This is a genomic window from Sphingomonas sp. Leaf62 (assembly GCF_001421915.1).
Taxonomy (GTDB): Bacteria; Pseudomonadota; Alphaproteobacteria; order Sphingomonadales; family Sphingomonadaceae; genus Sphingomonas.
The window spans coordinates 39,850-60,756 of the sequence record NZ_LMLN01000003.1 but is presented as its reverse complement, the minus strand read 5'-3'; the positions used below and the strand labels follow the sequence as shown (position 1 = coordinate 60,756).

Annotated in this window: 19 protein-coding genes and 2 tRNA genes; 7 read left to right on the top strand and 14 right to left on the bottom strand. The window is 67.6% G+C overall.

The window, feature by feature from the left end:
* Positions 1 to 179 precede the first annotated feature (179 nt).
* Positions 180 to 932: a 23S rRNA (guanosine(2251)-2'-O)-methyltransferase RlmB gene (rlmB, locus tag ASE91_RS02570; protein ID WP_056003516.1), complete on the bottom strand. Its 753-nt coding sequence runs from the start codon at positions 930 to 932 to the stop codon at positions 180 to 182.
* A gap of 1 nt (position 933) precedes the next feature.
* Positions 934 to 2,529 (bottom strand): M20/M25/M40 family metallo-hydrolase, encoded by a 1,596-nt coding sequence (locus ASE91_RS02565; protein ID WP_056622386.1) that lies wholly within the window; start codon positions 2,527 to 2,529, stop codon positions 934 to 936.
* A 136-nt stretch (positions 2,530 to 2,665) separates the two neighbouring features.
* On the opposite strand from ASE91_RS02565, the gene ASE91_RS02560 reads away from it, so the two are divergent.
* Positions 2,666 to 2,752 (top strand) — tRNA-Tyr (locus tag ASE91_RS02560).
* 22 nt (positions 2,753 to 2,774) lie between these two features.
* Positions 2,775 to 3,116: a YnfA family protein gene (locus tag ASE91_RS02555; protein WP_443024518.1), complete on the top strand. Its 342-nt coding sequence runs from the start codon at positions 2,775 to 2,777 to the stop codon at positions 3,114 to 3,116.
* Positions 3,117 to 3,309: 193 nt separating this feature from the next.
* On the opposite strand, the gene ASE91_RS02550 is transcribed toward ASE91_RS02555, so the two are convergent.
* Positions 3,310 to 3,383, bottom strand: a tRNA-Gly gene (locus ASE91_RS02550).
* A 161-nt stretch (positions 3,384 to 3,544) separates the two neighbouring features.
* On the opposite strand from ASE91_RS02550, the gene hisS reads away from it, so the two are divergent.
* The 4 genes from hisS to ASE91_RS02530 all read left to right on the top strand — a co-directional run bounded on the left by hisS (position 3,545) and on the right by ASE91_RS02530 (position 8,348).
* Positions 3,545 to 4,867 carry a histidine--tRNA ligase gene (hisS, locus tag ASE91_RS02545; RefSeq protein WP_056622384.1) on the top strand — a complete coding sequence of 441 codons (1,323 nt, stop codon included), beginning with the start codon at positions 3,545 to 3,547 and terminating at the stop codon, positions 4,865 to 4,867.
* 112 nt (positions 4,868 to 4,979) lie between these two features.
* Positions 4,980 to 6,050, top strand: coding sequence for a peptide chain release factor 1 (gene prfA, locus ASE91_RS02540; RefSeq protein WP_056622382.1), 1,071 nt, complete (start codon positions 4,980 to 4,982; stop codon positions 6,048 to 6,050).
* Positions 6,051 to 6,284: 234 nt separating this feature from the next.
* The gene (prmC, locus tag ASE91_RS02535) at positions 6,285 to 7,103 is read left to right on the top strand and encodes a peptide chain release factor N(5)-glutamine methyltransferase (RefSeq protein ID WP_056622380.1); all 819 of its coding nucleotides are present in this window, start codon (positions 6,285 to 6,287) and stop codon (positions 7,101 to 7,103) included.
* Between the two features lie 243 nt (positions 7,104 to 7,346).
* Positions 7,347 to 8,348 carry a DUF4167 domain-containing protein gene (locus ASE91_RS02530; RefSeq protein ID WP_327196753.1) on the top strand — a complete coding sequence of 334 codons (1,002 nt, stop codon included), beginning with the start codon at positions 7,347 to 7,349 and terminating at the stop codon, positions 8,346 to 8,348.
* 148 nt (positions 8,349 to 8,496) lie between these two features.
* Here the strand turns inward: ASE91_RS02530 and ASE91_RS02525 are convergent, their stop codons facing one another.
* From ASE91_RS02525 to tgt, 6 genes are all read right to left on the bottom strand, one after another.
* Positions 8,497 to 9,102: a DedA family protein gene (locus ASE91_RS02525; protein ID WP_056003534.1), complete on the bottom strand. Its 606-nt coding sequence runs from the start codon at positions 9,100 to 9,102 to the stop codon at positions 8,497 to 8,499.
* Between the two features lie 36 nt (positions 9,103 to 9,138).
* Complete coding sequence (gene gshB, locus ASE91_RS02520; RefSeq protein WP_056622375.1) at positions 9,139 to 10,092, bottom strand: glutathione synthase; 954 nt, start codon at positions 10,090 to 10,092, stop codon at positions 9,139 to 9,141.
* Positions 10,093 to 10,149: 57 nt separating this feature from the next.
* Positions 10,150 to 11,070 (bottom strand): cell wall hydrolase, encoded by a 921-nt coding sequence (locus ASE91_RS02515; protein ID WP_443024517.1) that lies wholly within the window; start codon positions 11,068 to 11,070, stop codon positions 10,150 to 10,152.
* 183 nt (positions 11,071 to 11,253) lie between these two features.
* Complete coding sequence (locus ASE91_RS02510; protein ID WP_056622371.1) at positions 11,254 to 14,088, bottom strand: M16 family metallopeptidase; 2,835 nt, start codon at positions 14,086 to 14,088, stop codon at positions 11,254 to 11,256.
* A 118-nt stretch (positions 14,089 to 14,206) separates the two neighbouring features.
* On the bottom strand, positions 14,207 to 14,407 hold the full coding sequence (locus ASE91_RS02505) for a hypothetical protein (RefSeq protein ID WP_056003549.1): 201 nt from the start codon (positions 14,405 to 14,407) through the stop codon (positions 14,207 to 14,209).
* A 21-nt stretch (positions 14,408 to 14,428) separates the two neighbouring features.
* Positions 14,429 to 15,562: a tRNA guanosine(34) transglycosylase Tgt gene (gene tgt, locus ASE91_RS02500; protein WP_056622369.1), complete on the bottom strand. Its 1,134-nt coding sequence runs from the start codon at positions 15,560 to 15,562 to the stop codon at positions 14,429 to 14,431.
* Positions 15,563 to 15,632: 70 nt separating this feature from the next.
* On the opposite strand from tgt, the gene ASE91_RS20040 reads away from it, so the two are divergent.
* A complete protein-coding gene (locus tag ASE91_RS20040; protein ID WP_200911176.1) occupies positions 15,633 to 15,794 on the top strand; it encodes a hypothetical protein in 162 nt (53 codons plus the stop codon).
* Positions 15,795 to 15,931: 137 nt separating this feature from the next.
* Here the strand turns inward: ASE91_RS20040 and ASE91_RS02495 are convergent, their stop codons facing one another.
* The 5 genes from ASE91_RS02495 to lgt all read right to left on the bottom strand — a co-directional run bounded on the left by ASE91_RS02495 (position 15,932) and on the right by lgt (position 20,816).
* Complete coding sequence (locus tag ASE91_RS02495; protein WP_056622367.1) at positions 15,932 to 17,251, bottom strand: cystathionine gamma-synthase family protein; 1,320 nt, start codon at positions 17,249 to 17,251, stop codon at positions 15,932 to 15,934.
* A gap of 128 nt (positions 17,252 to 17,379) precedes the next feature.
* Positions 17,380 to 18,150, bottom strand: a complete 771-nt coding sequence (pgeF, locus tag ASE91_RS02490) for a peptidoglycan editing factor PgeF (RefSeq protein WP_056622528.1) — start codon at positions 18,148 to 18,150, stop codon at positions 17,380 to 17,382.
* An 11-nt stretch (positions 18,151 to 18,161) separates the two neighbouring features.
* Positions 18,162 to 18,671: a GNAT family N-acetyltransferase gene (locus tag ASE91_RS02485; protein ID WP_056622365.1), complete on the bottom strand. Its 510-nt coding sequence runs from the start codon at positions 18,669 to 18,671 to the stop codon at positions 18,162 to 18,164.
* Positions 18,668 to 19,714: a class I SAM-dependent methyltransferase gene (locus tag ASE91_RS02480; RefSeq protein ID WP_056622364.1), complete on the bottom strand. Its 1,047-nt coding sequence runs from the start codon at positions 19,712 to 19,714 to the stop codon at positions 18,668 to 18,670. Before ASE91_RS02480 ends, ASE91_RS02485 begins: the two co-directional genes overlap by 4 nt.
* 202 nt (positions 19,715 to 19,916) lie before the next feature.
* A complete protein-coding gene (gene lgt / locus ASE91_RS02475; protein WP_056003567.1) occupies positions 19,917 to 20,816 on the bottom strand; it encodes a prolipoprotein diacylglyceryl transferase in 900 nt (299 codons plus the stop codon).
* Positions 20,817 to 20,907: the final 91 nt, after the last annotated feature.

Genomic DNA, 20,907 nt, shown 5'->3' with positions numbered 1-20,907 from the left:
GGGTAGGGGAGCAACATTCCAACCGTTCGGTTCGAGCAGCTTCGAGTGAAGTCGAGAAGCGTCCGTCGAGAACCCGTCGCCCCAACCACAACCCGCCATGGGCAAAGCCCATGTCGTCGGTCGGGGCTGCGCCCCGCCGGCCGGGCTTGGGAGGGCTGCGAACCAGCTTCGCTGCTTCGTCAGTCTCCCTTCGCCATCGCGACTGCATACAACGCAATCGCCGCGGCGTTCGACACGTTCAGACTCTCGACCCGGTCCGAAATCGGCAGCTTGGCGAGGATGTCGCAATGCGCCTCGGTATTCTGCCGCATGCCCTCGCCCTCGGCACCCAGCACCAGTGCGACCCGCTTCGGCCCCAGCGCCTGTGCCAGCGTCGTGTCGGTCTTGCCGGTCAGCCCGACGCGCCAATATCCGGCCTCGCCCAGCTCGACCAGCGCCCGCGACAGGTTCACCACCCGCACCCACGGCACGCTTTCCAGCGCCCCCGAAGCCGACCTTGCGACCGTGCCCGATTCGGGCGGGGCGTGGCGGTCCTGCGTGACGATGCCCAGCGCGTCGAACGCCGCCGCCGATCGCAGGATCGCGCCGACATTATGCGGGTCGGTCACCTGATCGAGCAGCAGGATCGGCCGGTCGTCGTCGCGCCCCTGTTCGATCAGGTCGGCCAGCCAGATATCCTCCAGCGGATCGGCCTCGATCACGATGCCCTGGTGCGGCGCATCGGCCGGGACCAGCCGCGCCAGATCGGCGACCTCGGCATAGACCACCGGCACGCCCTCGGGCAGCACCAGCTGCGCGCCCATTTCGTGGGTGCACCAGATCTTGCGGATCACCCGCTCGGGATTGTCGAGCGCGGCGAAGGCAGCATGCCGGCCCCAGAAGCGCGGACGCTGCGGTGAAGCCTTGCTGGGGCGGTGTCCTTTGCGGGCCATGTCAGTCTTTCTCGGGGATAGCGTAGGGGTCGGTGGCGACCGGCTGGGTGGGCAGGGGCGGACGCGGCAGCGGCCGTTCGGCATTGGCCGCGCTCAGCAGGATCGACGCGAGGATGATCGCGTTCTGCCGCATATCGGGGCCTTCGAGGTGATCGTAGGTATCGACGCTCGTATGGTGCAAGCGGCTGCCATAGTCGAGCGGGTCCTGAATGAACTGATAGCCCTGCAGCCCGACCGACTGGAAGAAATAGTGATCGGTCGATCCGGTCCGCCTATTGGCGACGGTGGTCGCGCCCATCGATGCGAAGGGGCTGAGCCATTCGCGCAGGGTCGGCACCGCGGCGACATTGTTCTCGGCATTGATCCCGCGAATCCTGCCCGACCCGTTGTCGATGTTGAAATACGCGGTCATCGCGTCATAGCCGGGCTTCTTCGTGATCGGAAACCGGTTGGTCCAGCCATAGAAGCGCGCAAGGCCACCGTCCCTGCCGCCCGCCGGTTCGGGCCGCGCCGCGATATGCTGTTCGACATAGGCGAGGCTGCCAAGCAGCCCCTGTTCCTCGGCATTCCACAGCGCGAAGCGGATGGTCCGCTTCGGCCGGACCTTCAGCGTCGACAGGATGCGCGCCGCCTCCATTACCACCGCCGTGCCCGCGGCATTGTCGGCGGCCCCGTCACCCGCGACCCAGCTGTCGAAATGCGCGCCGGCCATGACATAGCCCGCCTTGGGATCGGTGCCGGGCAGGTCGGCGATGATGTTGTACGCCGTTGCATCGCTATCGTCGAAGCGGACCTGCGTATCGATCTCGATCGTCGGAGCGGCACCGCCGACCGACAGGCGCGCGAGCCGGCGATAATCCTCCGCCGCGATCTCGATCGCCGGAACGGCGGGCGCGACGTCGCGGGTGAACAGATAGCCCGACCCGTGCAGCAGCTTGCCGTCGCGCGACGACATCGTCGCCATCGCCACCGCGCCTTCGCTCTTCAGGAACGCATCGAGCTTGCGCGCGAAGTCGAGCCGCCTGGCGCGGCGATCGGTATCGGCGGGATCGAACACCGGCTCGCGCCAGCTGTCCGCCTTGGCCAGATCCTCGCCGGTCAGGCGGCGGAACGGCGCTTCGCCCGGCTCCGACCCTTCGCCCGGCCGCGTCACCATCACGACCTTGCCCGACAGCTTGCCGCGCCAGTCGGCAAAGTCCTTTTCCTCCGCGATCGGCGCGACGATCACCGACGCGGTGATGCGACCGCTGGTGCCGGGCGTCCATGCGATCGGAATCGCGGTCAGCTGTACCGGCCGCGGCGTGACCATGCGGACGCTGGAACGTTCGATCGTCCAGCCGCGACCGAACTCGAATCCTTCCTTGGCTACGCTCAATCCCCATTCGCGGAACTTGGCCTCGGTCCAGCGTTCCGCCTCGCGCATCGCCGGCGAATTGGGCAGGCGCGGGCCGATCCGGTCGGTCAGATGCTGGGCGATCGGCATGACCTGCGTATGGCTGGTGCCTTCGTCGATGATCCGGTTCACGGCGTCGCGATCGACGCTTTGTGCCGCCAACGGCGCGGCGATCAGGGTGGTGGCCAGCAGGATTGCGCGCAATTCGGGTTCCTCGCGTCAAAAATACGTGTCGACGACGCTAAGTTGCCCGACAAAGTGGCGCAAGGCGTTGACAGCGCCGCTGCGGACCGGCAATGGGCGCGCTCGCTTGAACGGCCCGCCCGTTCAGGTGGCGGCTGGACAGGTGGCCGAGTGGTTAAAGGCAGCAGACTGTAAATCTGCCCGGGTTTCCCGTACGCTGGTTCGAATCCAGCCCTGTCCACCACCGCCCGCGCTTCGGCGCGGCGGTGTTTTTACGGGAAAAGCTCATCCCGACCCCGATCCTCTTCGCTATCGCCGCGCTGCTCGAAATCGGCGGCTGTTTCGCCTTCTGGGCATGGTGGCGGCTCGACCGTTCGCCATGGTGGCTGTTGCCGGGCGTCGCCGCGCTGGCGGCGTTCGCGTGGGTGCTGGCGCAAAGCGATGCCGCCGGGGCAGGGCGCGCCTATGCGGCCTATGGCGGCGTCTATATCCTGAGCGCGGTGCTGTGGGGCTGGGCGGTCGAAGGGCTGGTGCCTGACCGGTTCGACCTGACCGGGGCCGCGCTATGTGTCGCCGGCTGCGCGGTGATCCTGTTCGGTCCGCGATAGAGCATGACCGGACCATGTTGGATCATCGGCACGGCGGTGATTTCGGCGTGAGGCAAGGCGCGAGAAGGGAGCGATGCCGAAGCATCGTGACCGACGAGCAACGCAGCATCACGTCGAAAGCACCCCGCCGCGCCGCGGTCGCCCGCAGGGCGATGACGGTGGTTCAACATGGTCCGGCCATGCTCTAGGGGATTGGAGCGGGTAACGGGAATCGAACCCGTGTATTCAGCTTGGAAGGCTGCTGTACTACCATTGTACTATACCCGCCCGCACGCTGCGGCGTGGAGGCGATGCCACTGCCACAGTCGGGCGGACATGGTCAATGGTGCCCGTTCGCGACATTCCTCCGAACCGGAGCGATGCAACCACCGTGCCCCCGCGCTAATCGCTGGCGTTCGGACGGCGAAGACCATAAATACCGCCGCCCAATGGCCAAGATCACCACCCCCCGCCCCGTCCGGGGCACCCAGGACATATTCGGCGATTTCGAACGGCGCTTTACCCATGTCGCCGAAACGTTCGAACGCGTCCGCCGCCTGTACTGCTTCGCGCGGGTCGAGGTGCCGGTGTTCGAATCGACCGCGGTCTTTGCCCGCTCGCTGGGCGAGACGACCGACGTCGTGTCGAAGGAAATGTATTCGTTCGAGGATCGCGGCGGTGATTCGCTGACGCTGCGTCCCGAATTCACCGCCGGCATCGCCCGCGCGTACCTGACCGAGGGGTGGCAGCAATATGCGCCGCTCAAGCTCGCGACGCACGGCCCCGTGTTCCGCTACGAACGCCCGCAAAAGGGCCGCTATCGCCAGTTCCACCAGATCGACGCCGAGGTGATCGGCGCGGCCGAGCCGATGGCCGATGTTGAATTGCTGGCGATGGCCGATCAGCTGCTCCACGAACTCGGCATCGCCGACGGCGTGACGTTGCAGCTCAATACGCTGGGCGATGCCGCGACGCGCGACGCATGGCGCACCGCGCTGGTCGAGCATTTCATGGGCCATCGCGGCGACCTGTCGGAGGACAGCCTCAAGCGGCTCGACAAGAATCCGATGCGCATTCTCGATTCGAAGGACCCGCGCGACCGCCCGATCGCCGATTCGGCACCGGGTATCGACGGGTATCTGACGGCGGAGGCAGCCGACTTCTTCGCGGCGGTGACCGGCGGGCTGGATGCGGCGGGGGTCAAGTGGACCCGCAACGACCGGCTGGTGCGCGGGTTGGACTATTACCGCCACACCGCATTCGAATTCGTCACCGACCGGCTGGGCGCGCAGGGCACCGTGCTGGCCGGCGGGCGCTATGACGGGCTGGTCGAAAGCCTCGGTGGTCCCGCGACGCCGGGCGTCGGCTGGGCGGCGGGGATCGAGCGGCTGGCGATGCTGCTGGACGACCCGACGGCAGAGTCGATCGATGCGGTGGTGATCCCAATGGGGAGCGCGGCGGAAGCCCGCGCCACCGCGATTCTCGCCGATCTCCGCCGTGCGGGCATCGCCGCCGACATGGCGTACAAGGGTAATATGAAGCGGCGGCTTGCCAAGGCGGATACCGCCGGCGCGCGCTACGCCCTGATCCTCGGCGATGACGAACTCGCGCAGGAACAGATCGTCGTGAAGGCGCTGCGGTCGGGTGAACAGGCGAAGATGCCGCTCGACTGGATACCGCAGGGGATGTTCGACCTGCTGTTCGAGGACGAGCTTGCCGAGGATAATGACGCGGCGCTTCCCGCGCTTGCGGACAGGCTGGCCGTTCGATGATCCCCTTCGTCATCCCCGCGCAGGCGGGGATCCATACACGCCGGTCTTTCGATCGAGCCGCAACCGCAGCGGCACTGGATTCTCCCCTGCGCGGGAATGCCGGGTGGGCCGCATGACCATCGCTCCCGAACGCATCGCCCAGATCGAGGCGCGGCGCGACGAACTGGCAGCGCAGATGGCGACCGGCGACCTGCCCGGCGACCGCTTCGTCGCGGTGTCGAAGGAATATGCCGAACTCGAACCCGTTGCGGCGGCGGCGGGCGAGGTGCGGCGGTTGCGCGCCGAGAGCGAGAGCCTCGCTTATATGACGCAGGACGCCGATGACGACCTGCGCGCGATGGCGGTCGAGGAACTGCACGCCAACCGCCAGCAACTCGACGCGGCCGAACGCGCGCTGGCGCTGGCGCTGCTGCCGCGCGACGCCGCCGACGAACGCGCGGCGATGCTCGAAATCCGCGCCGGCACCGGCGGCGACGAAGCGGCGCTGTTCGCCGGCGACCTGTTCCGCATGTACCAACGCTATGCCGACAATCGCGGCTGGCGGGTCGAACTGATCTCGGCATCGGTGTCGGACGCGGGCGGTTACAAGGAAGTAGTGGCCAGCGTGACCGGTGCGGGCGTGTTCGCGCGGCTGAAATTCGAAAGCGGCGTCCACCGCGTCCAGCGTGTCCCCGCGACCGAAAGCGGCGGGCGCATCCACACCAGCGCCGCGACCGTCGCCGTCCTGCCCGAGGCCGAGGAAGTCGACGTCCAGATCGACGACAAGGATCTGCGTATCGACGTCTATCGCTCGTCGGGACCGGGAGGGCAGTCCGTCAACACCACCGATTCGGCGGTGCGCATCACCCACTTGCCGACCGGGCTGGTCGTGATCCAGCAGGACGAAAAGTCGCAGCACAAGAACAAGGCCAAGGCGTTGAAGGTCTTGCGCACCCGGCTGTATGAGGCAGAACGCGCGCGCCTTGCCGATGAGCGCGCCGGCACGCGCCGGTCGATGGTCGGATCGGGTGACCGGTCCGAACGCATCCGCACCTATAATTTCCCGCAGGGGCGGGTGACCGATCACCGCATCAACCTGACGCTGCATCGCCTGCCGGAGATTCTGGAAGGCGAAATGGAAGAACTGATCAGCGCGTTGATCGCGCAGGACGAAGCGGAGCGGCTGGCGACGCTGGATGGGTGATTCACGCGAAGGCGCGAAGACGCGAAGGGAAGCAGGCAGTTTTCGCGCAGAGGCGCAGAGGCGCGGAGAAGGAGCGAACGCCGATCGCGCAGCGATCTTTCTCGACCGCCATTGCAACGAAGTTGGAAGGCACCTGAACGCGCGGAACTTCACCCGGAACGCAACCCCTCCGCGCCTCCGCGCCTCTGCGCGAAATCGAACCTTCTTTGCGCCTTCGCGCCTTCGCGTGAACCCATGACCACGCTGCGCCGGGCGCTGACCGAGGCAACGGCCCGCATCGCCAGCGTCTCGCCATCCCCCCGCCTCGACGCAGAACTGCTCGCGGCCCATGCCCTTGGCTGCACCCGCGAAGCGATGTTGCTGGCGAGGCTCGACGACCCGGTTCCCGCGACCTTCGCCGAACTGGTCGACCGAAGGCTCGCGCATGAACCTGTCGCCTATATCACCGGCAGCCGTGCCTTCTGGACGATCGACCTCGCGGTCGGTCCCGGCGTGCTGGTGCCCCGCGCCGATAGCGAGACGCTGATCGAGGCGGCGGTCGATCATTTCGCGGCACGCCCGCCCGTTCGCATCCTCGACCTCGGCACCGGACCCGGCACGCTGCTGCTGGCGGCGCTGGCCGAATGGCCGCAGGCGAGCGGGCTGGGCATCGACGCGTCGGAAACGGCGCTCGATTATGCCCGCCGCAACGCCGCGGCGCTCGGGATGGCGGATCGTGCCGTCCTGCGGCGGGGCGACTGGACCGCCGGGATCGACGAACGCTTCGACCTGATCCTCGCCAATCCGCCCTATATCGGGACGGCGGAAACGTTGCCGCACGAAGTGGCCGGTCACGAACCCGCCGCGGCATTGTTCGCCGGAGTGGACGGCCTCGACGAGTATCGCCGTATTGTCCCCGACCTGCCGCGCCTGCTCGCGCCCGGTGGGATCGCCGCGATCGAGATCGGGCATGAACAGGGCGATGCCGTCCTCGCGCTGGTCCGTGCCGCCGGCCTGTCGGCGCGACTGGTACGCGACCTCGGCGACCGGCCACGCTGTATCGTTGCCGGTTGAAATCCAGCACTTCGAAGCCATATTTTTCTTGGAGAAGCCGTGCGCAGCCGCTAAGACCGGCTTGGGGCAGGCACCATCGACCAGGTCGTTGATTGCGGGGCGTGGCTCCTTCCATCGTCATGTGCGCCACTGTCGTCCGGTGGTCATGGCAGGCGGACGGTGCCCGTGCATCGCCTTGCGGATTTGCTCGCATCCGCGATCGGTAGATCGACGGACAGGTAAGGACAGGACAACCAACCCTTGATGAACAATCGTCAGGCCGGCCGCCGTCGCGGTCGCGGTACTCAGCGTCAGCCGGGAACCGGCGGCGGCAATTCGCGCGACAACGGCAATCGCATCGACAATCGCGCGCGTGGCAATGCGGCGCAGTTGCTGGAAAAGTATAAGAACCTTGCCGCCGACGCCCAACGCGCCGGCGATCGGGTGAACACCGAATATTACCTCCAGTTCGCCGACCATTATTTCCGCGTGCTCGAAGCCGGTCGCTCGCGCGTCGAGGAACAGCGTCGCGCCCGCGACGATTTCGACGGTGCCGATGACGAGGATTTCGATCTCGACGAGAACGAGGCCGGCAACGATCGTGGCAACCAGCGCGACGATCGCCCGCGCGAAGATCGCGGCAATCGCGACGACCGCCAGCCGCGCGCCCAGCGCGACGATCGCTACGCCCGGGACGATCGCCAGCCGCGCGACGACCGCGGCCAGCGCGACGATCGTGGCCAGCGCGAAGAGCGTCAGGTGCGTGACGACCGCGCTCCCCGCGAGGATCGCCAGCCGCGTGAAGAACGTCAGGCTCGCGACGACCGCGCCCCCCGCGAGGACCGTCAGCCACGCGAAGAGCGTCAGTCGCGTGACGACCGCGCGACGCGGGAAGAACGTCAGCCGCGCGAGCGTCTGCGTCGCGACGGTGGCCGGATGCAGCAGCCTGCCGCCGATCCGGGCGAACGGCGCGGTGTCGAGGGCGAAGTCGGCACGCAGCAGGCCGAGCAGCAGATCGACGTGGCTCCGGTAGCCGAACCGGCACCCGTTCCGGTTGCTGCCGAAGCGACCGAAGCGAAGCCGGTCCGTCGCCGCACGCCGCGCGCCCGCGCCGAAGCCACGCCGGCCCCCGTCGAGGAAGCGGCACCGTCGATCGAAGCCGATCGTCTGCCGCCGGCGCTGTCGACCGGCGACGATGCTGCCGACCGTCCGCGCCGCCGCCGCCGCGTGCGCACGGAAGAAGAGGCCGCCCCGCCCGTCGCCTGATCGGGCACGTACGGCACGAAAACGAAATCGCCCCGGGTCACACCGGGGCGATTTTCATGTCGGCGGTATCGGTTCGCATAGGCCGCGTCGCAGGCTGGCGGTCGAAGGACTTGGCATCGCTGCTGCGCGGTACCGTACGCGATCGACGTCAGCGCTGCGCCCGCGGCTTCCACGTGACGACGCGGTACACGTAGAAGATCACGATCGCGACCGACATGCCGATCGCGACCGGGCCGACATAATGGTCGAGCTGTTCGAAATTCGATCCCAGCCACAGCCCCGCATAGGCGAGCACTGCGTTCCACACGATGCTGCCGGTGAACGTCGCGAGGAAGAAGCGCCAGCGCGGCATACACGCCATACCGGCGGGCAGCGAAATCAACGTGCGGAAGGTCGGCATGAACCGGAACACGAACACGGTTTTACCACCGTGTTTGCGAAAAAAGCGGTGCAGCTTCTCGACATCTTCCCATTCGACGGTCAACCACCGGCCCCAGCGATCGACGAACGGCTTGAGCCCGTGATAGCCGAACCGCCGTCCGATCGCGTACCAGAAGTAATTGCCGGCCGTGGTCCCGGCGGTGCCCCATAGCAGCAACGGCACCATCGTCATGTCGCCGCGCGCCACCGCCATCCCGCCAAGGCCCATGATGACCTCCGACGGGATCGGCGGCACGACATTTTCCAGCGCCATCAACAGGAAGATGCCGATATAGCCGCCGCGCGCGATGGCATCGAGAATGAAGGTCGTCATGAGGTCTGGGAACGTGCGGAACCGGGTTTCGTGCCGTTACCGCGCCGCCACCCGTGCCTCGATCGCGTCCCAGATCATGCCCGCGACGTCGGTGCCGTCGAATTTCTCGATCGCGACGATGCCGGTGGGGGAGGTGACGTTGATTTCGGTCAGCCATTCGCCGCCGATCACGTCGATCCCGACGAAGATCAGCCCGCGCCGCTTCAGTTCCGGCCCCAGAGCCGCACAAATCTCGCGCTCGCGCGCCGTCAGTTCGGTCTTGGCGGCGGTGCCGCCGACCGCGAGGTTCGACCGGATCTCCCCCGCGCCCGGCAGGCGATTGACTGCGCCCGCGACCTCGCCATCGACCAGCACGATCCGCTTGTCACCCTTCGCCACCGCGGGCAGGAACGCCTGCACCATATGCGGTTCGCGGTAGGCGGTGTTGAACACTTCGATCAGCGACGACAGGTTCTGCGCATCGCTGTCGATCTTGAAGATCGCCTTGCCGCCATTGCCGTGCAGCGGCTTCACCACGACCGAACCGTGTTCGGCGAGGAACGCGCGCGTTTCGTCGACCGACCGGGTGATCAGCGTCGGCGGCATGAACCGCTGATAGTCGAGCACGAACAGCTTTTCCGGCGCATTGCGGACCGATGCCGGATCATTGACCACCAGCGTCCGGTCGCTGATCCGCTCCAGCAGGTGCGTCGCGGTGATGTAGCCGAGATCGAACGGCGGGTCCTGCCGCATCAGCACGACATCGGCCTGCTCGCCAAGATCGAGCGAAACCGGATCGGCGAGCGTGAAGTGATCGCCGACCACCCGCTGCACCGTCACCGGCTGTGCCCGCGCCCATACCCGATCGCCCGATTGGTTCAGGTCTTCGGCGGCGTATTGGAACAACCGATGCCCGCGCGCCTGCGCCGACAGCATCAGCGCGAAGGTCGAATCGCCCGCGATGTTGATGCCCGATATGGGGTCCATCTGGACGGCGACGGTCAGCGACATGGAAAAACTCTCCGATGGTTCGCGGTGCAGGTAGGCGCGGGACACGCGAATGTCACGTCAGCGCAGCGGCCGACCCGAATCCTTCCACCGGTCGAGGATCTGCGAATCCGTCGGTAGCGTGACCGGCGCAGGTGTCGCCGTTGCAACCGGCACGGGCAGCGGCAGCGCCGCGATCGGGGGTGGTATCGTCACCGTCGGTACCGTCGTTACGGGCAGCGGCACGGCCTGTAGCGGCCCCGGCAGCGGCTCGCCACCGATATAGCGGTCGCGAAAGGCGGCGGGCGTGCCCCATCCGCCCTTCCACCGATGGAAGAAATGCGCGCCGAACACGCCGGTCATCACCAGCGTCCGGTTCCACGACGGGGTGACGGCATAGGTATGGTAATGCGTCGCCAGCCCGACCGGCGCGAACACCTCGCCTGCCAGCGCCCGCGCCGCGACCCGCCGCGCGCGCAGCCAGACTGCCGGAGCCGGCGTCCGTGCCATCGCCCCGTCGCAGGCAAAGCTGAACTGGCAGCGCGGGTGATCCGAACCCTGAAACACCACGCCACAGACCGTTGCCGGGAAAGCGGGATGCCGCACGCGGTTCAATACGACCTGCGCCACCGCACGCTGCCCGGCATCGGGTTCGTTGCCGGCCTCGTAATAGATCGCGCTCGTCAGACACTGCAACGCGCGGGCGCGGTCGATCTGGCTGCCGCGTAGGATGAACGGCCGTGCCGCACGGAAGGAGGTATCGGCGACGTCGGCGGGGACCGGCAGTGCGGGCAGGGCGGTCGTGCCCGTCGCCCCCTGCCGGACCGGTGCGTCGAGCAGCAACAGCGCCGCACCGGGAAAATGGTCGTCGGCTTCGTACCCGAACCCGACCGGCGGGGGTGCGGGTTGTGGTTCGCGCGATGCGAAGACGGCGAGCGCGATCCCGGCGGACAGGAAAGCCGCGCCGCCGATGACGATCCACCGGTTCCTGGAAAGGGTCACGAACGCCGCCATTCCGTCGCGCTCTACCCGAAAATGCTGCCCGCGCCGTAAACGAAATCTTCCCCGGCACGGGGAGGGGGACCAGCGCAGCTGGTGGAGGGGGGTGTCCACAAGCGGTCCGCCTGCGAAAGCCCCACCACCGCTACACGGCGGTCCCCCTCCCTGCGAGCAGGCAGGAGCCTTTCAACGCAAGTTCACGCTTCCCAGATCGACCGACCCCGCCGGTATCACCACCAGCCTGGGATAGGCCGCCCGCAGCGGTTCGAGGAACTGCTTGGCGTCGCCGACCACGACGATGCTCGCCGCCTTCGGGTCCATGACCCGCGCCGCAACCGACTGGACCGCCGCCGGCCCGACCGCCTCGACCGAGGGGAGGAAGGTCGCGATGCGCGCCAGCGGCACGCCGTCGGCGACATAGGTGGCGATGGTGCCGGCAATACCGCTGGTCCGTTCGATCGTCCGCCCGAAATTGCCGGTCAGCACCGCCTTGCGCGTCGTTAGTTCGGCTTGCGGCGCGGGTTCGCTGCCCAGTCGGCGGAACTCGTCGGTGATGATCTTGACCACCTCGGGTGCCGACGGGTTCTTGGTCTGGGTCGACGCGCCGATGGCACCGCCCCAGCGCCGGGCGTCCAGTTCGGATCGCGCACCATAGGCGAGGCCGCGCTTGATGCGGATTTCCTGGTTGAGCCGCGAGGAGAAACCGACACCGAGCGTCGCGTTGGCAACGGCGGCGGCGAAATAATCCTTGTCGTCCCGCGCGATGCCGGGGCGGGCGACGACCACACCCGCCTGTCCGGCACCGGGCATGTCGACCACGATCACGCGGGGTTCCGGCGCCGCATATACCGGCGCGGGCGCGGCGGCAGACCCGGGTTGCGCCGTCCAGTCGCCGAACAATCGCGTGGCCAGCGCCATCCCGGCGTCCGCCGTCAGATCGCCGACCAGCACCAGCGTCGCCTCCGCCGGCTGCCACGCCCGACGATAGGCGGTGACGACATCGTCGCGCGTGATCGCCTTCAGCGATGTCGGCGTGCCCGTTGCCGGATGGCCATAGGGCGATGCGCCGAACACGACACGATCGGCGACTAGGCCCGCCAGCTGCCCCGGATCGGTCAGCGCCACCGACACGCCGTCGATGGTCCGTGTCCGCAGCCGCTCGATCTCGTCCTGAGCAAAGGCCGGGTTGCGCGCGACATCGGCAAGGATGGCGAGCGCGGGCGCGGCCTGTGCCGATCCGACGGTCAGCGTCACGCTCTGCGAATCCCAGCCCGCGCCGCTGCCGATGCTGCCGCCCAGCGATTCAACCGCGCGGGCGATCTCGGTCGCCGAACGGGTCTTCGTGCCCTGCGTCAGCAGCCCGGCGGTCAGTTCGCCGACGCCGGCACGGCCCTCGGGATCGGCGACCGCCCCGCCGCCACCGACCAACGCGGCGGTGACGACCGGCAGGCCGCGCTTCTCGACCACAACGACGCGCATGCCGTTCGGCAGGCGACGTTCGACGGGGATGGGGATCGCGACCTGCACCGGTGCGGCCGGGGTGGGGGGCAGGATGCGCTGGCCTTCGGGGGCAGGGGTGTAGACCGCGATGCCGGGCGGCACCGCCAGCGGCGTGGTGACGACGCTGCTGGCGACGGCGATCGTGTCGCTGGTCGCGTTCGTCGGTTTGGCGGTTTCGGGCAGATAGCGGACGGTCGCCGCGCGGTTGGCAGCCAGCCAGGTCCTGGCGATGCGCTGCACATCGGCGGCGGTGACGCGGCCGATCGCGGCCAGGCCCTTGTCCGCTGCCTGCGGATCGCGCTCGACGATGACACCCTGCGCCAGCGCCGACGCCTTGCCCTCCGCCGTTTCGCGCGACAGCAGTTCGGCAGTGGTGATCTCGTTCTTCGCCTCGGCCAGTTCGGCCGCCGTCGGCGGGGTCGCGATCAGGCTGGCGACCTCGCGCTTGAGCGCCGCCTCGCCATCCGACACCGATTTGCCGCCGGCAAGGATCGCGTAAAGCGACAGCGTGCCCGGCCCCTGTTTGGCGTCGAGCTGGACGCCGACATCCTGCGCGATCTGGTCGCGATAGACCAGCGACTGGTGCAGCCGCGAATTGTCGCTGCCCGACAGGATCGCGTCGAGCACCTTGAGCGCCGCCTGATCGGGATGATTGGCGGGCGGCAGGGGATAGCTGATCAGGACAGCGGGCAATGGCGTGTTCGCCTCGTACACCGTCTTCGTCACCGATTGCTGGCGAACGGGTTCGTCGATCGTCACGCGGGGGATCGGGCGGCCGGGCTTGGCGATCGGACCGAAATACTGGTCGACCCATCGGTTCAGTTGCGCGGGATCGAAATTGCCGGCGACCACCAGCACGGCATTGTCGGGCCGGTAATAGGTCGCGTGGAAGGCGCGGATATCGTCGATCGTCGCCGCGTCCAGATCGGCGATCGATCCGATGCCGGGCCGGGCATAGGGATGGCGGCTATACGACACCATCGGCGCATACAGGCCGAACAGCTTGCCATAGGGCTGCGCGAGGATGCGGCTGCGCAATTCCTCCTTCACGACCTCGCGTTCCGACGCGAAGGTCTTGGGATCGACGACCAGCGTCGCCATCCGGTCGGCCTCGGCGAACAACAGCCGTTGCAGATGGTTGGCCGGCACCACCTCGAAATAATTGGTGTAGTCGTCGGCAGTCGACGCGTTGTTGTACCCGCCGACATCCTCGGTCAGCCGGTCGAGCTGTTCGGGCACCAGATTGCGCGTCGCCTTGAACATCAGGTGTTCGAACATGTGCGCAAAGCCCGACCGCCCGGCGGGATCGTCCTTCGACCCGACATCGTACCAGACCTGCACCGACACGTTCGCGCTCGACGTGTCGCGAATGGCATAGACGCGCAGGCCGTTGGGCAGGGTGCGTTCGGTATAGGCGATCGGCGGGACCGTCGCCTGCGCCGCCGCGGGCACGGCACGCGGCTGCGCATAGGCGGGGGCGAACAGGGCGGTCGAAATCAGCAACGCAAGGCCGAGACGCATTGGGAAACTCCGACAGGAAGAATGCCGGAGATGTGGGCCGCGCGGGCGGCGGGTGTCAATGTATCATCGGCTACGGGCGTCACGCCGGATCAGCCCCCGTGACGCTCCCGCCGGCCGATCAGCCCTTTTTACGGCCGGCATTGGCGTAGAGCAGCGCAGCGGCAAGCGCGGCCGATCCGATGCCGATACCGACGCCGATCGGCACCAGCGGCCATGCCTGTCCCTTCGACGGCTGCCGGGTATCGGCCGCGGCGTCGGCGAGGCGCTTGGCTTCCTTTGCCGCGGCGGCGACCTCGTTCAGTGCGGTTTTTTCGGTCATGATCCTCTCCCTCTTTTATGCTCAACGCTTGCCGGCCGTGTAGCGTGCCCGGAAATCGTCGGCGAAAATGTGCAGCGTGTCGCTGGCGATGGCGGCCCGCAGATCGGCCATCAACGCCTGATAGAAATAGAGATTATGTTCGGTCATCAGCATCGCGCCGAGAATCTCCCCGGCACGGACCAGATGGTGGAGATAGGCGCGGCTAAAATTGCGGCAGGTCGGACAGGCGCATTCCGGGTCGGCGGGGCCCAGATCCTCGGCGAATTTGGCATTGCGGATGTTGATCGGGCCGCCGCGGGTAAACGCCTGTCCGGTGCGACCCGATCGGGTCGGCAGCACGCAGTCGAACATGTCGATGCCGCGTTCGACCGCCCCGACGATGTCGTCGGGCTTGCCGACCCCCATCAAATAGCGGGGTTTGTCGACCGGCAACTGGCCCGGTGCATAATCGAGCACGCCGAACATCGCCTCCTGCCCCTCACCCACGGCAAGGCCGCCGACCGCATAGCCATCGAAGCCGATATCGATCAGCGCATCGGCGGACGCCTTGCGCAGCTTTTCGTCGAGCGCTCCCTGCTGAATGCCGAACAGGGCGGCGCGTGAGGCGTGCTCCTCGCCCGAATCGAACCCGGCACGGCTGCGGCGCGCCCAGCGCATCGACCGCTCCATCGCGCGGGCCTGCACGTCGGGGGTCGACGTCGTCGGTACCAGTTCGTCGAACGCCATGACGATATCGCTGCCCAGCAACCGCTGGATCTCCATCGATCGCTCGGGACTCATCAGGTGGCGGGTGCCGTCCAGATGGCTCTTGAATTCGACGCCATCCTCCGACCGCTTGGTCAGTTCGGACAGGCTCATCACCTGATAGCCGCCGCTGTCGGTCAGGATCGGCCGGTCCCAGCCCATGAAGGCGTGCAACCCGCCCAGTCGCGCGACACGTTCGGCGCTGGGCCGCAGCATCAGGTGATAGGTATTGCCGAGCAGGATGTCGGCACCGGCGGCGCGCACGTCCTGCGGCTTGACCGCCTTGACCGTGGCGGCGGTGCCGACCGGCATGAAGGCGGGGGTGCGGATCTCGCCACGCTGCATGGCGATCGTGCCGGTGCGGGCGCGGCCGGAGGTGGCGGTGACGGTGAAGGCGAAACGGGGCGGCATAAGGGGTCGCGTCATGCCGGACCTTACCCGCGCTGTCGACCGTTGTCGCCGTTTCGTGGAGGAGACGATCATGGCCGAACCCCTCAATCCCGGCGACGACGCCGCCCCCGGTACGCCGGGGACGGGTGAGGATATCTGCCCGCGCTGCGGCGGCAAGGGTATGATCGAAGGCGGCGAATGCCAAAATTGCGGCGGCACCGGCAAGGTGATCGAAGGCATCGGCGGCGCATAAATCCTCCCCGGCACGGGGAGGGGGACCGCCGCGAAGCGGTGGTGGAGGAGGGTGTCCGCATACGTTCCGCTTGCGGAAGCCCCCCTCCACCAGCCTTCGGCTGGTTCCCCTCCCCGCGGAGCGGCGAGGATTTTCCGCTAGATCGCTTCCAAAGCCTGCTCGAAATCGGCGATCAGGTCGTCCGCATCCTCGACCCCGATCGAAATCCGCACCAGATTGTCGGTAATCCCCAGCGCCGCCTTGCGCGCATCGGGCACCGACAGATGCGTCATGCCCGCCGGATGGCTGGCCAGCGTCTCGGTCCCGCCAAGGCTGACCGCCAGCTTGGCGATGACCAGCGCGTCGAGGAACGCGAACGCCTCGCGCTCGCCGCCCTTCAGGTACAGCGAAAAGGTCGATCCCCCGCCGGTGCAATGGCGCGCATAGATGTCGGCCTGCCGCGCCATGCCTTCGGCACCTTTAAGGAAACCGAGATAGCCGACGCGCTCGACCTTCGGATGATCGCGCAGGAACGCGCAGACCTTTTCGGCATTCTCGCCCGCCCGGCTCATGCGGAGTTCGAGCGTTTCGAGACTGCGCAGCAGCATCCATGCGGTGTTCGGGTCACAAATCGTGCCGATGGTGTTGCGCATGGAGCGGATTGTGTTGATGTGTGCCTTCGATCCCAGCACGCCGCCGGCCACCAGGTCACTGTGTCCGCCGGCATATTTGGTCAGCGAGTAGACGACCAGATCGGCACCGTGTTGCAGCGGTTGCTGCCAAAGCGGCCCCAAAAACGTGTTGTCGATCGCAATCGGCGGTTTTTCCGCCCCGTCGCCGAACACCGCATCGCGGGCGGCCGCGACCGCTTCGATATCGACCAGCGCGTTGGTCGGGTTGGCGGGACTTTCGAGATAGATCAGCGGTACCGGACCGTCGGCCTGCCGCAGCACCGCCTCGATCTCGTCGCGGGTCGCGCCGGCCGGGAAGTCGAGATACTTCACCCCGAAGCGGCCGAGCACGCGGCCGATCAGCGTTTCGGTCGCCGCATAGAGCGGTCCCGAATGGATGACCGTGTCGCCGGGCTGGACCATCGCCAGAAACAGCGTCGCGATCGCCGACATGCCGCTGGAAAAGACCAGCGCGTCCTCCGCCGCTTCCCAGACGCCCAGCCGGTCTTCGAGGATTTCCTGATTGGGGCCGTTGAAGCGCGAATAGACCAGCCCCTCCGCACCGCCCGGCCGCTTGCCGGTCACGCCCTCGAAATGGCGCTTGCCTGCCGCTGCGTTGGGAAAGACATAGGTCGAGGTCGCGAAGATCGGCGGTTTCAGCGATCCTTCGGACAGGACCGGATCATAGCCATGGCCCATCATCAGCGTCGCGGGCTTCAGCCGGCGACCGCCGACGGTGTCGACCGAAGGCTTGGGGCGACGGCGCGGCGGAACGCCGGTCAGGTCGGCTTCGGTTTCGTCGGACATCGTGAGTCTCTCCTGCTTTTTCGGGAGAGCGTAGCGATAGTTACGGGAGAAACCAAATCGGGTGACGTCGCGGCAAAAACGGGAGCACCCGACACAATGGATCCCGGCCTTCGCCGGGATGACGAGCGTTACGGTTGGGGGATCCCGATCACCGACAATTGCCGGCCATAATCCGCCTCGCCGCGATGCGTCGCGCGGCGGAAGCTGAAAAAGCGATCCGCCTGCGCATAGGTGTCGAGCCCCAGCGCCTCGATCCGCCGCACGCCCGCCGCTGCCAGCCGGTGCACCACATAGGCTTCCAGATCGAACCGGGCATGGCCGGGTCGGTTTTCGGCGAAGAACCGCTCATTGGCCGGATCGGTCGAACAGAAGCGTTCGACGAAGCCCATATCGACCTCATAGCTTGCCCGCGCGATGCACGGGCCGATCGCGGCGGCGATCCGGCCGCTGCGCGCCCCGAGCTTTTCCATCTGCGCGATCGTCGCGTCGGTAATGCCCGCCAGCGCGCCTTTCCACCCGGCATGGGCCGCACCGACTACGCCGGCCTCCGGATCGGCGAGCAGCACCGGCGCGCAATCGGCGGTGACGATGCCGAGCAGGATGTCGGGCCGTTCGGTGACCATCGCGTCGCCCTGCGGCCGGTCGGCATCGGGAAAGGCGGTCAGCACCCGCACGACCGAGGCCGAATGCGTCTGGTACAGCCCGCACAACGCCGCGCCGGGCAGTACCGCCGCCACGGCCCGCGCGCGATTTTCCGCCACCGCCGCCGGATTATCGGCCGAGCCGAGGCCGACATTGAGGCCGGCAACGACCCCGCTCGACACGCCGCCGCGCCGCCCGAGAAAGCCGTGCGCCACGCCGTCCAGCGCAGCGGCGCGGATCACCTCGACATCGTGCACGTCCTTGTCTGTCACAGGGCCACCCGCATCACGTCATCCACATCCCGATGATTGCCGACCATGAAGTCGTAGCTGCCGACCCGTTCGAAACCATAACGTTCGTAAAACCGCCGGGCGCGATGATTGTCGACGAACACCGACAGATAGAGTTCGTCGGCACCGGTCGCGCGCGCCGTCGCCAGCATATGCTCCATCATCCGCGCGGCGAGCCCGCTGCCCTGCCATGCGGTTCGCACATAGAATTGGCGCAATTCGATCGGCCGTCCCCGCGGTTCGAACGGCAGCGACGGCGGCCCGAGCTTGGCGTAGCCGGCCGCGTTGTCGCCGGCCATCGCCATCACGACATGGAAGCGCGGATCGCTCAGTTCCCCGGTCCACTTGTCGGGCGTGTGGTTGGTCAGGAATGCGGCGAGATCGGCCGGGTCGTAGAGCGTGCCGAACGTCTCGGTAAAGGTTTCCGCCCCGATCCTTGCCAGCAGCGCGGCATCGGCGGCGGTTGCCGGGCGCAGCACCGGGGTCATGCGAACCCCGCCGGAACCGGCCAGCCGGGGCTGGTGATCGCGATCGCCTTGAACAGGCTGCCCATCTGCTCGTCCTCCACCAACCGGTCGCGATCGGCACGCAGCCCGGCGCCGCGGTCGGGCGACCGCGCCGACAATGCCTGTACCCGCGCATCGATGCCAAGCGCCTTCAGCAGCGCGCCCTGTTCGACCGGGCCATAGGCCATAGCGTCCTCGGCCCGCGCGGCTTCGGCGAGCGTCGCGAAGTCGACATGCGCGGTCAGGTCCTGCTCGCCCGGGTTTTCATACGGGTTGACGAAGCCGTGCCCGCGCACCGCCTGCAACGTGTCGCCGATCGCCGGGCCGCTATAGCCATAGTCGATGATGAGCGCGCAGCCGCCCTGCGCGACGATCCGCTTGGCCAGCTGGCGCAGGATGGCGACGGCGGCCGGGGCGGTTTCGAGGACCGAGCCGAGCGGCGCCCCCTGCAGATGCGGGGGGATGATCGGGTCGAAACCACGCGTGCCGACGATCGGCAGGAACAGCGTATCCTGACACGCGACCAGCCGTTCGCGCCAGCCCTCCGCCGTCTTCACGAGTTGCCGGATCGGCAGCGCGTCGAAAAATTCGTTGGCGACGACCAGCAGCGCTCCGTCGTCGGGCAGGCCGACCCCGTCCATCGCCCATTCGGCCTGCGGCACGCGTTTCGCCTGTTCGGCCCGCAGCGTCGGCGAGGTCTCGACGAAATGGACGCCGGGGGTACAGCCCGCCGATGCCATGGCACGGAGCGCATCGGCGGCGAGGGTGCCGCGACCCGGACCGAATTCGACATAGCGCGCCGCAGGTCGCCCGGCGCGATCCCACCCGTCGGCCAGCGACAGGCCGATCAGCTCGCCGAACATCTGGCTGATTTCGGGCGCGGTCGTGAAATCGCCCTTCGCGCCGAGCGGGTCGCGCGTGGCATAATAATGGGCGTTGGCCGCCCCCATGAACTGGGCGAGGCTGATCGGCCCGGCCAGCGTGATCGCGCGGGCGAGGCGTTCGGGCAGGGCGGCGTCGGTCATGCGAAATCCTCCCCGCTGCGCGGGGAGGGGGACCGTCCGCAGGACGGTGGAGGGGGGTATCCGCAGACGCAGCCGTGGTGGAGCAGGCGAACCCCCTCCACCATGCTGCGCATGGTCCCCAGCATCGGGTCGGATCGTCCCCCGGACGATCCTCGGCCATGCGGGGCATGGCCGACCCGATGCTCCGTGCCGGGGAGGAGCTTCATGCCACGCTCTCCGTGCCCGCAATCGGCTCCACGCGGACGCGGCGCTTCTTGGCGGTCGCCATCAGGTACGCGCCGACCGCGATCATCGGCAGGGTCAGCCACTGGCCCATATGCAGCCCGGTCGCCTGTGCGAATTCGACCAGCTGGGCATCGGGTTCGCGCCAGAATTCGATGACGAACCGCGCCACGCCGAACCCGGCCATGCCGGTGCCGAGCAGGAAGCCCGGCTTGTACCGCGCATCGGTCCGCCAGAAGAGGAAGGCGAGGATCAGGAACAGGATCAGCCCTTCGCCCATCGCCTCATACAGCTGGCTGGGGTGACGCGCCGGATCGAGACCACCGGCGACGGTGCGCGGGAACACGATCGCCCATGGTGCGTCGCTGGGCTTGCCCCACAGCTCGCCATTCACGAAATTCGCGAGCCGGCCGAGAAACTGGCCGATCGGCGCGACGCAGGTGACATAGTCGGTGACGCGAAGCGCGCGCAGGCCGTGTTTGCGCGACAGCCACCAGATGCCGAGAATCAGGCCGACCATCCCGCCATGGAACGACATGCCGCCATCCCACAGGCGCAGGATCTTGATCGGGTCGGTAATCATTTCCGGCGCATAGAACAGGACGTAGCCGATCCGCCCGCCGAGGATGATGCCGAGCGTCGCATAGAAGACAAGATCGTCGGCATGCCGCCGCGCCATCGGCGCGCCGGGCTGGTCGAGGAGCCTGAGCATATACCACCAGCCGGCGAGGATGCCGGTGATATAGGCTAGCGAATACCATTTGAGCTGAAAGAAGCCGAGGTTCAGTGCGACCGGGTCCAGCCCCAGATCGCTGTAGCGGATATGGCCCGCGGCCATGCCGATATCGCCGGTCGCAGCGGCGAGGGTGGAAAGGATCAAGGGAACGCTCCGGCTGTGTGGCGGCGGGTAATATCGGGGAAGCGCGTGCAGGGGAACACCCGATCCTCCCCGGCACGGGGAGGGGGACCAG

Excerpts from the sequence above, each read along its gene's own strand:
- gshB (WP_056622375.1), bottom strand. The coding sequence starts at position 10,092 with ATGTCGCTGACCGTCGCCGTCCAGATGGACCCCATATCGGGCATCAAC.
- ASE91_RS20040 (WP_200911176.1), top strand. The coding sequence starts at position 15,633 with ATGGCCGAACCCCTCAATCCCGGCGACGACGCCGCCCCCGGTACGCCG.
- ASE91_RS02530 (WP_327196753.1), top strand. The coding sequence starts at position 7,347 with ATGAACAATCGTCAGGCCGGCCGCCGTCGCGGTCGCGGTACTCAGCGT.
- ASE91_RS02485 (WP_056622365.1), bottom strand. The coding sequence starts at position 18,671 with ATGACCCCGGTGCTGCGCCCGGCAACCGCCGCCGATGCCGCGCTGCTG.
- rlmB (WP_056003516.1), bottom strand. The coding sequence starts at position 932 with ATGGCCCGCAAAGGACACCGCCCCAGCAAGGCTTCACCGCAGCGTCCG.
- ASE91_RS02525 (WP_056003534.1), bottom strand. The coding sequence starts at position 9,102 with ATGACGACCTTCATTCTCGATGCCATCGCGCGCGGCGGCTATATCGGC.
- ASE91_RS02505 (WP_056003549.1), bottom strand. The coding sequence starts at position 14,407 with ATGACCGAAAAAACCGCACTGAACGAGGTCGCCGCCGCGGCAAAGGAA.
- ASE91_RS02510 (WP_056622371.1), bottom strand. The coding sequence starts at position 14,088 with ATGCGTCTCGGCCTTGCGTTGCTGATTTCGACCGCCCTGTTCGCCCCC.
- prmC (WP_056622380.1), top strand. The coding sequence starts at position 6,285 with ATGACCACGCTGCGCCGGGCGCTGACCGAGGCAACGGCCCGCATCGCC.
- ASE91_RS02480 (WP_056622364.1), bottom strand. The coding sequence starts at position 19,714 with ATGACCGACGCCGCCCTGCCCGAACGCCTCGCCCGCGCGATCACGCTG.
- prfA (WP_056622382.1), top strand. The coding sequence starts at position 4,980 with ATGACCATCGCTCCCGAACGCATCGCCCAGATCGAGGCGCGGCGCGAC.
- ASE91_RS02495 (WP_056622367.1), bottom strand. The coding sequence starts at position 17,251 with ATGTCCGACGAAACCGAAGCCGACCTGACCGGCGTTCCGCCGCGCCGT.
- hisS (WP_056622384.1), top strand. The coding sequence starts at position 3,545 with ATGGCCAAGATCACCACCCCCCGCCCCGTCCGGGGCACCCAGGACATA.
- tgt (WP_056622369.1), bottom strand. The coding sequence starts at position 15,562 with ATGCCGCCCCGTTTCGCCTTCACCGTCACCGCCACCTCCGGCCGCGCC.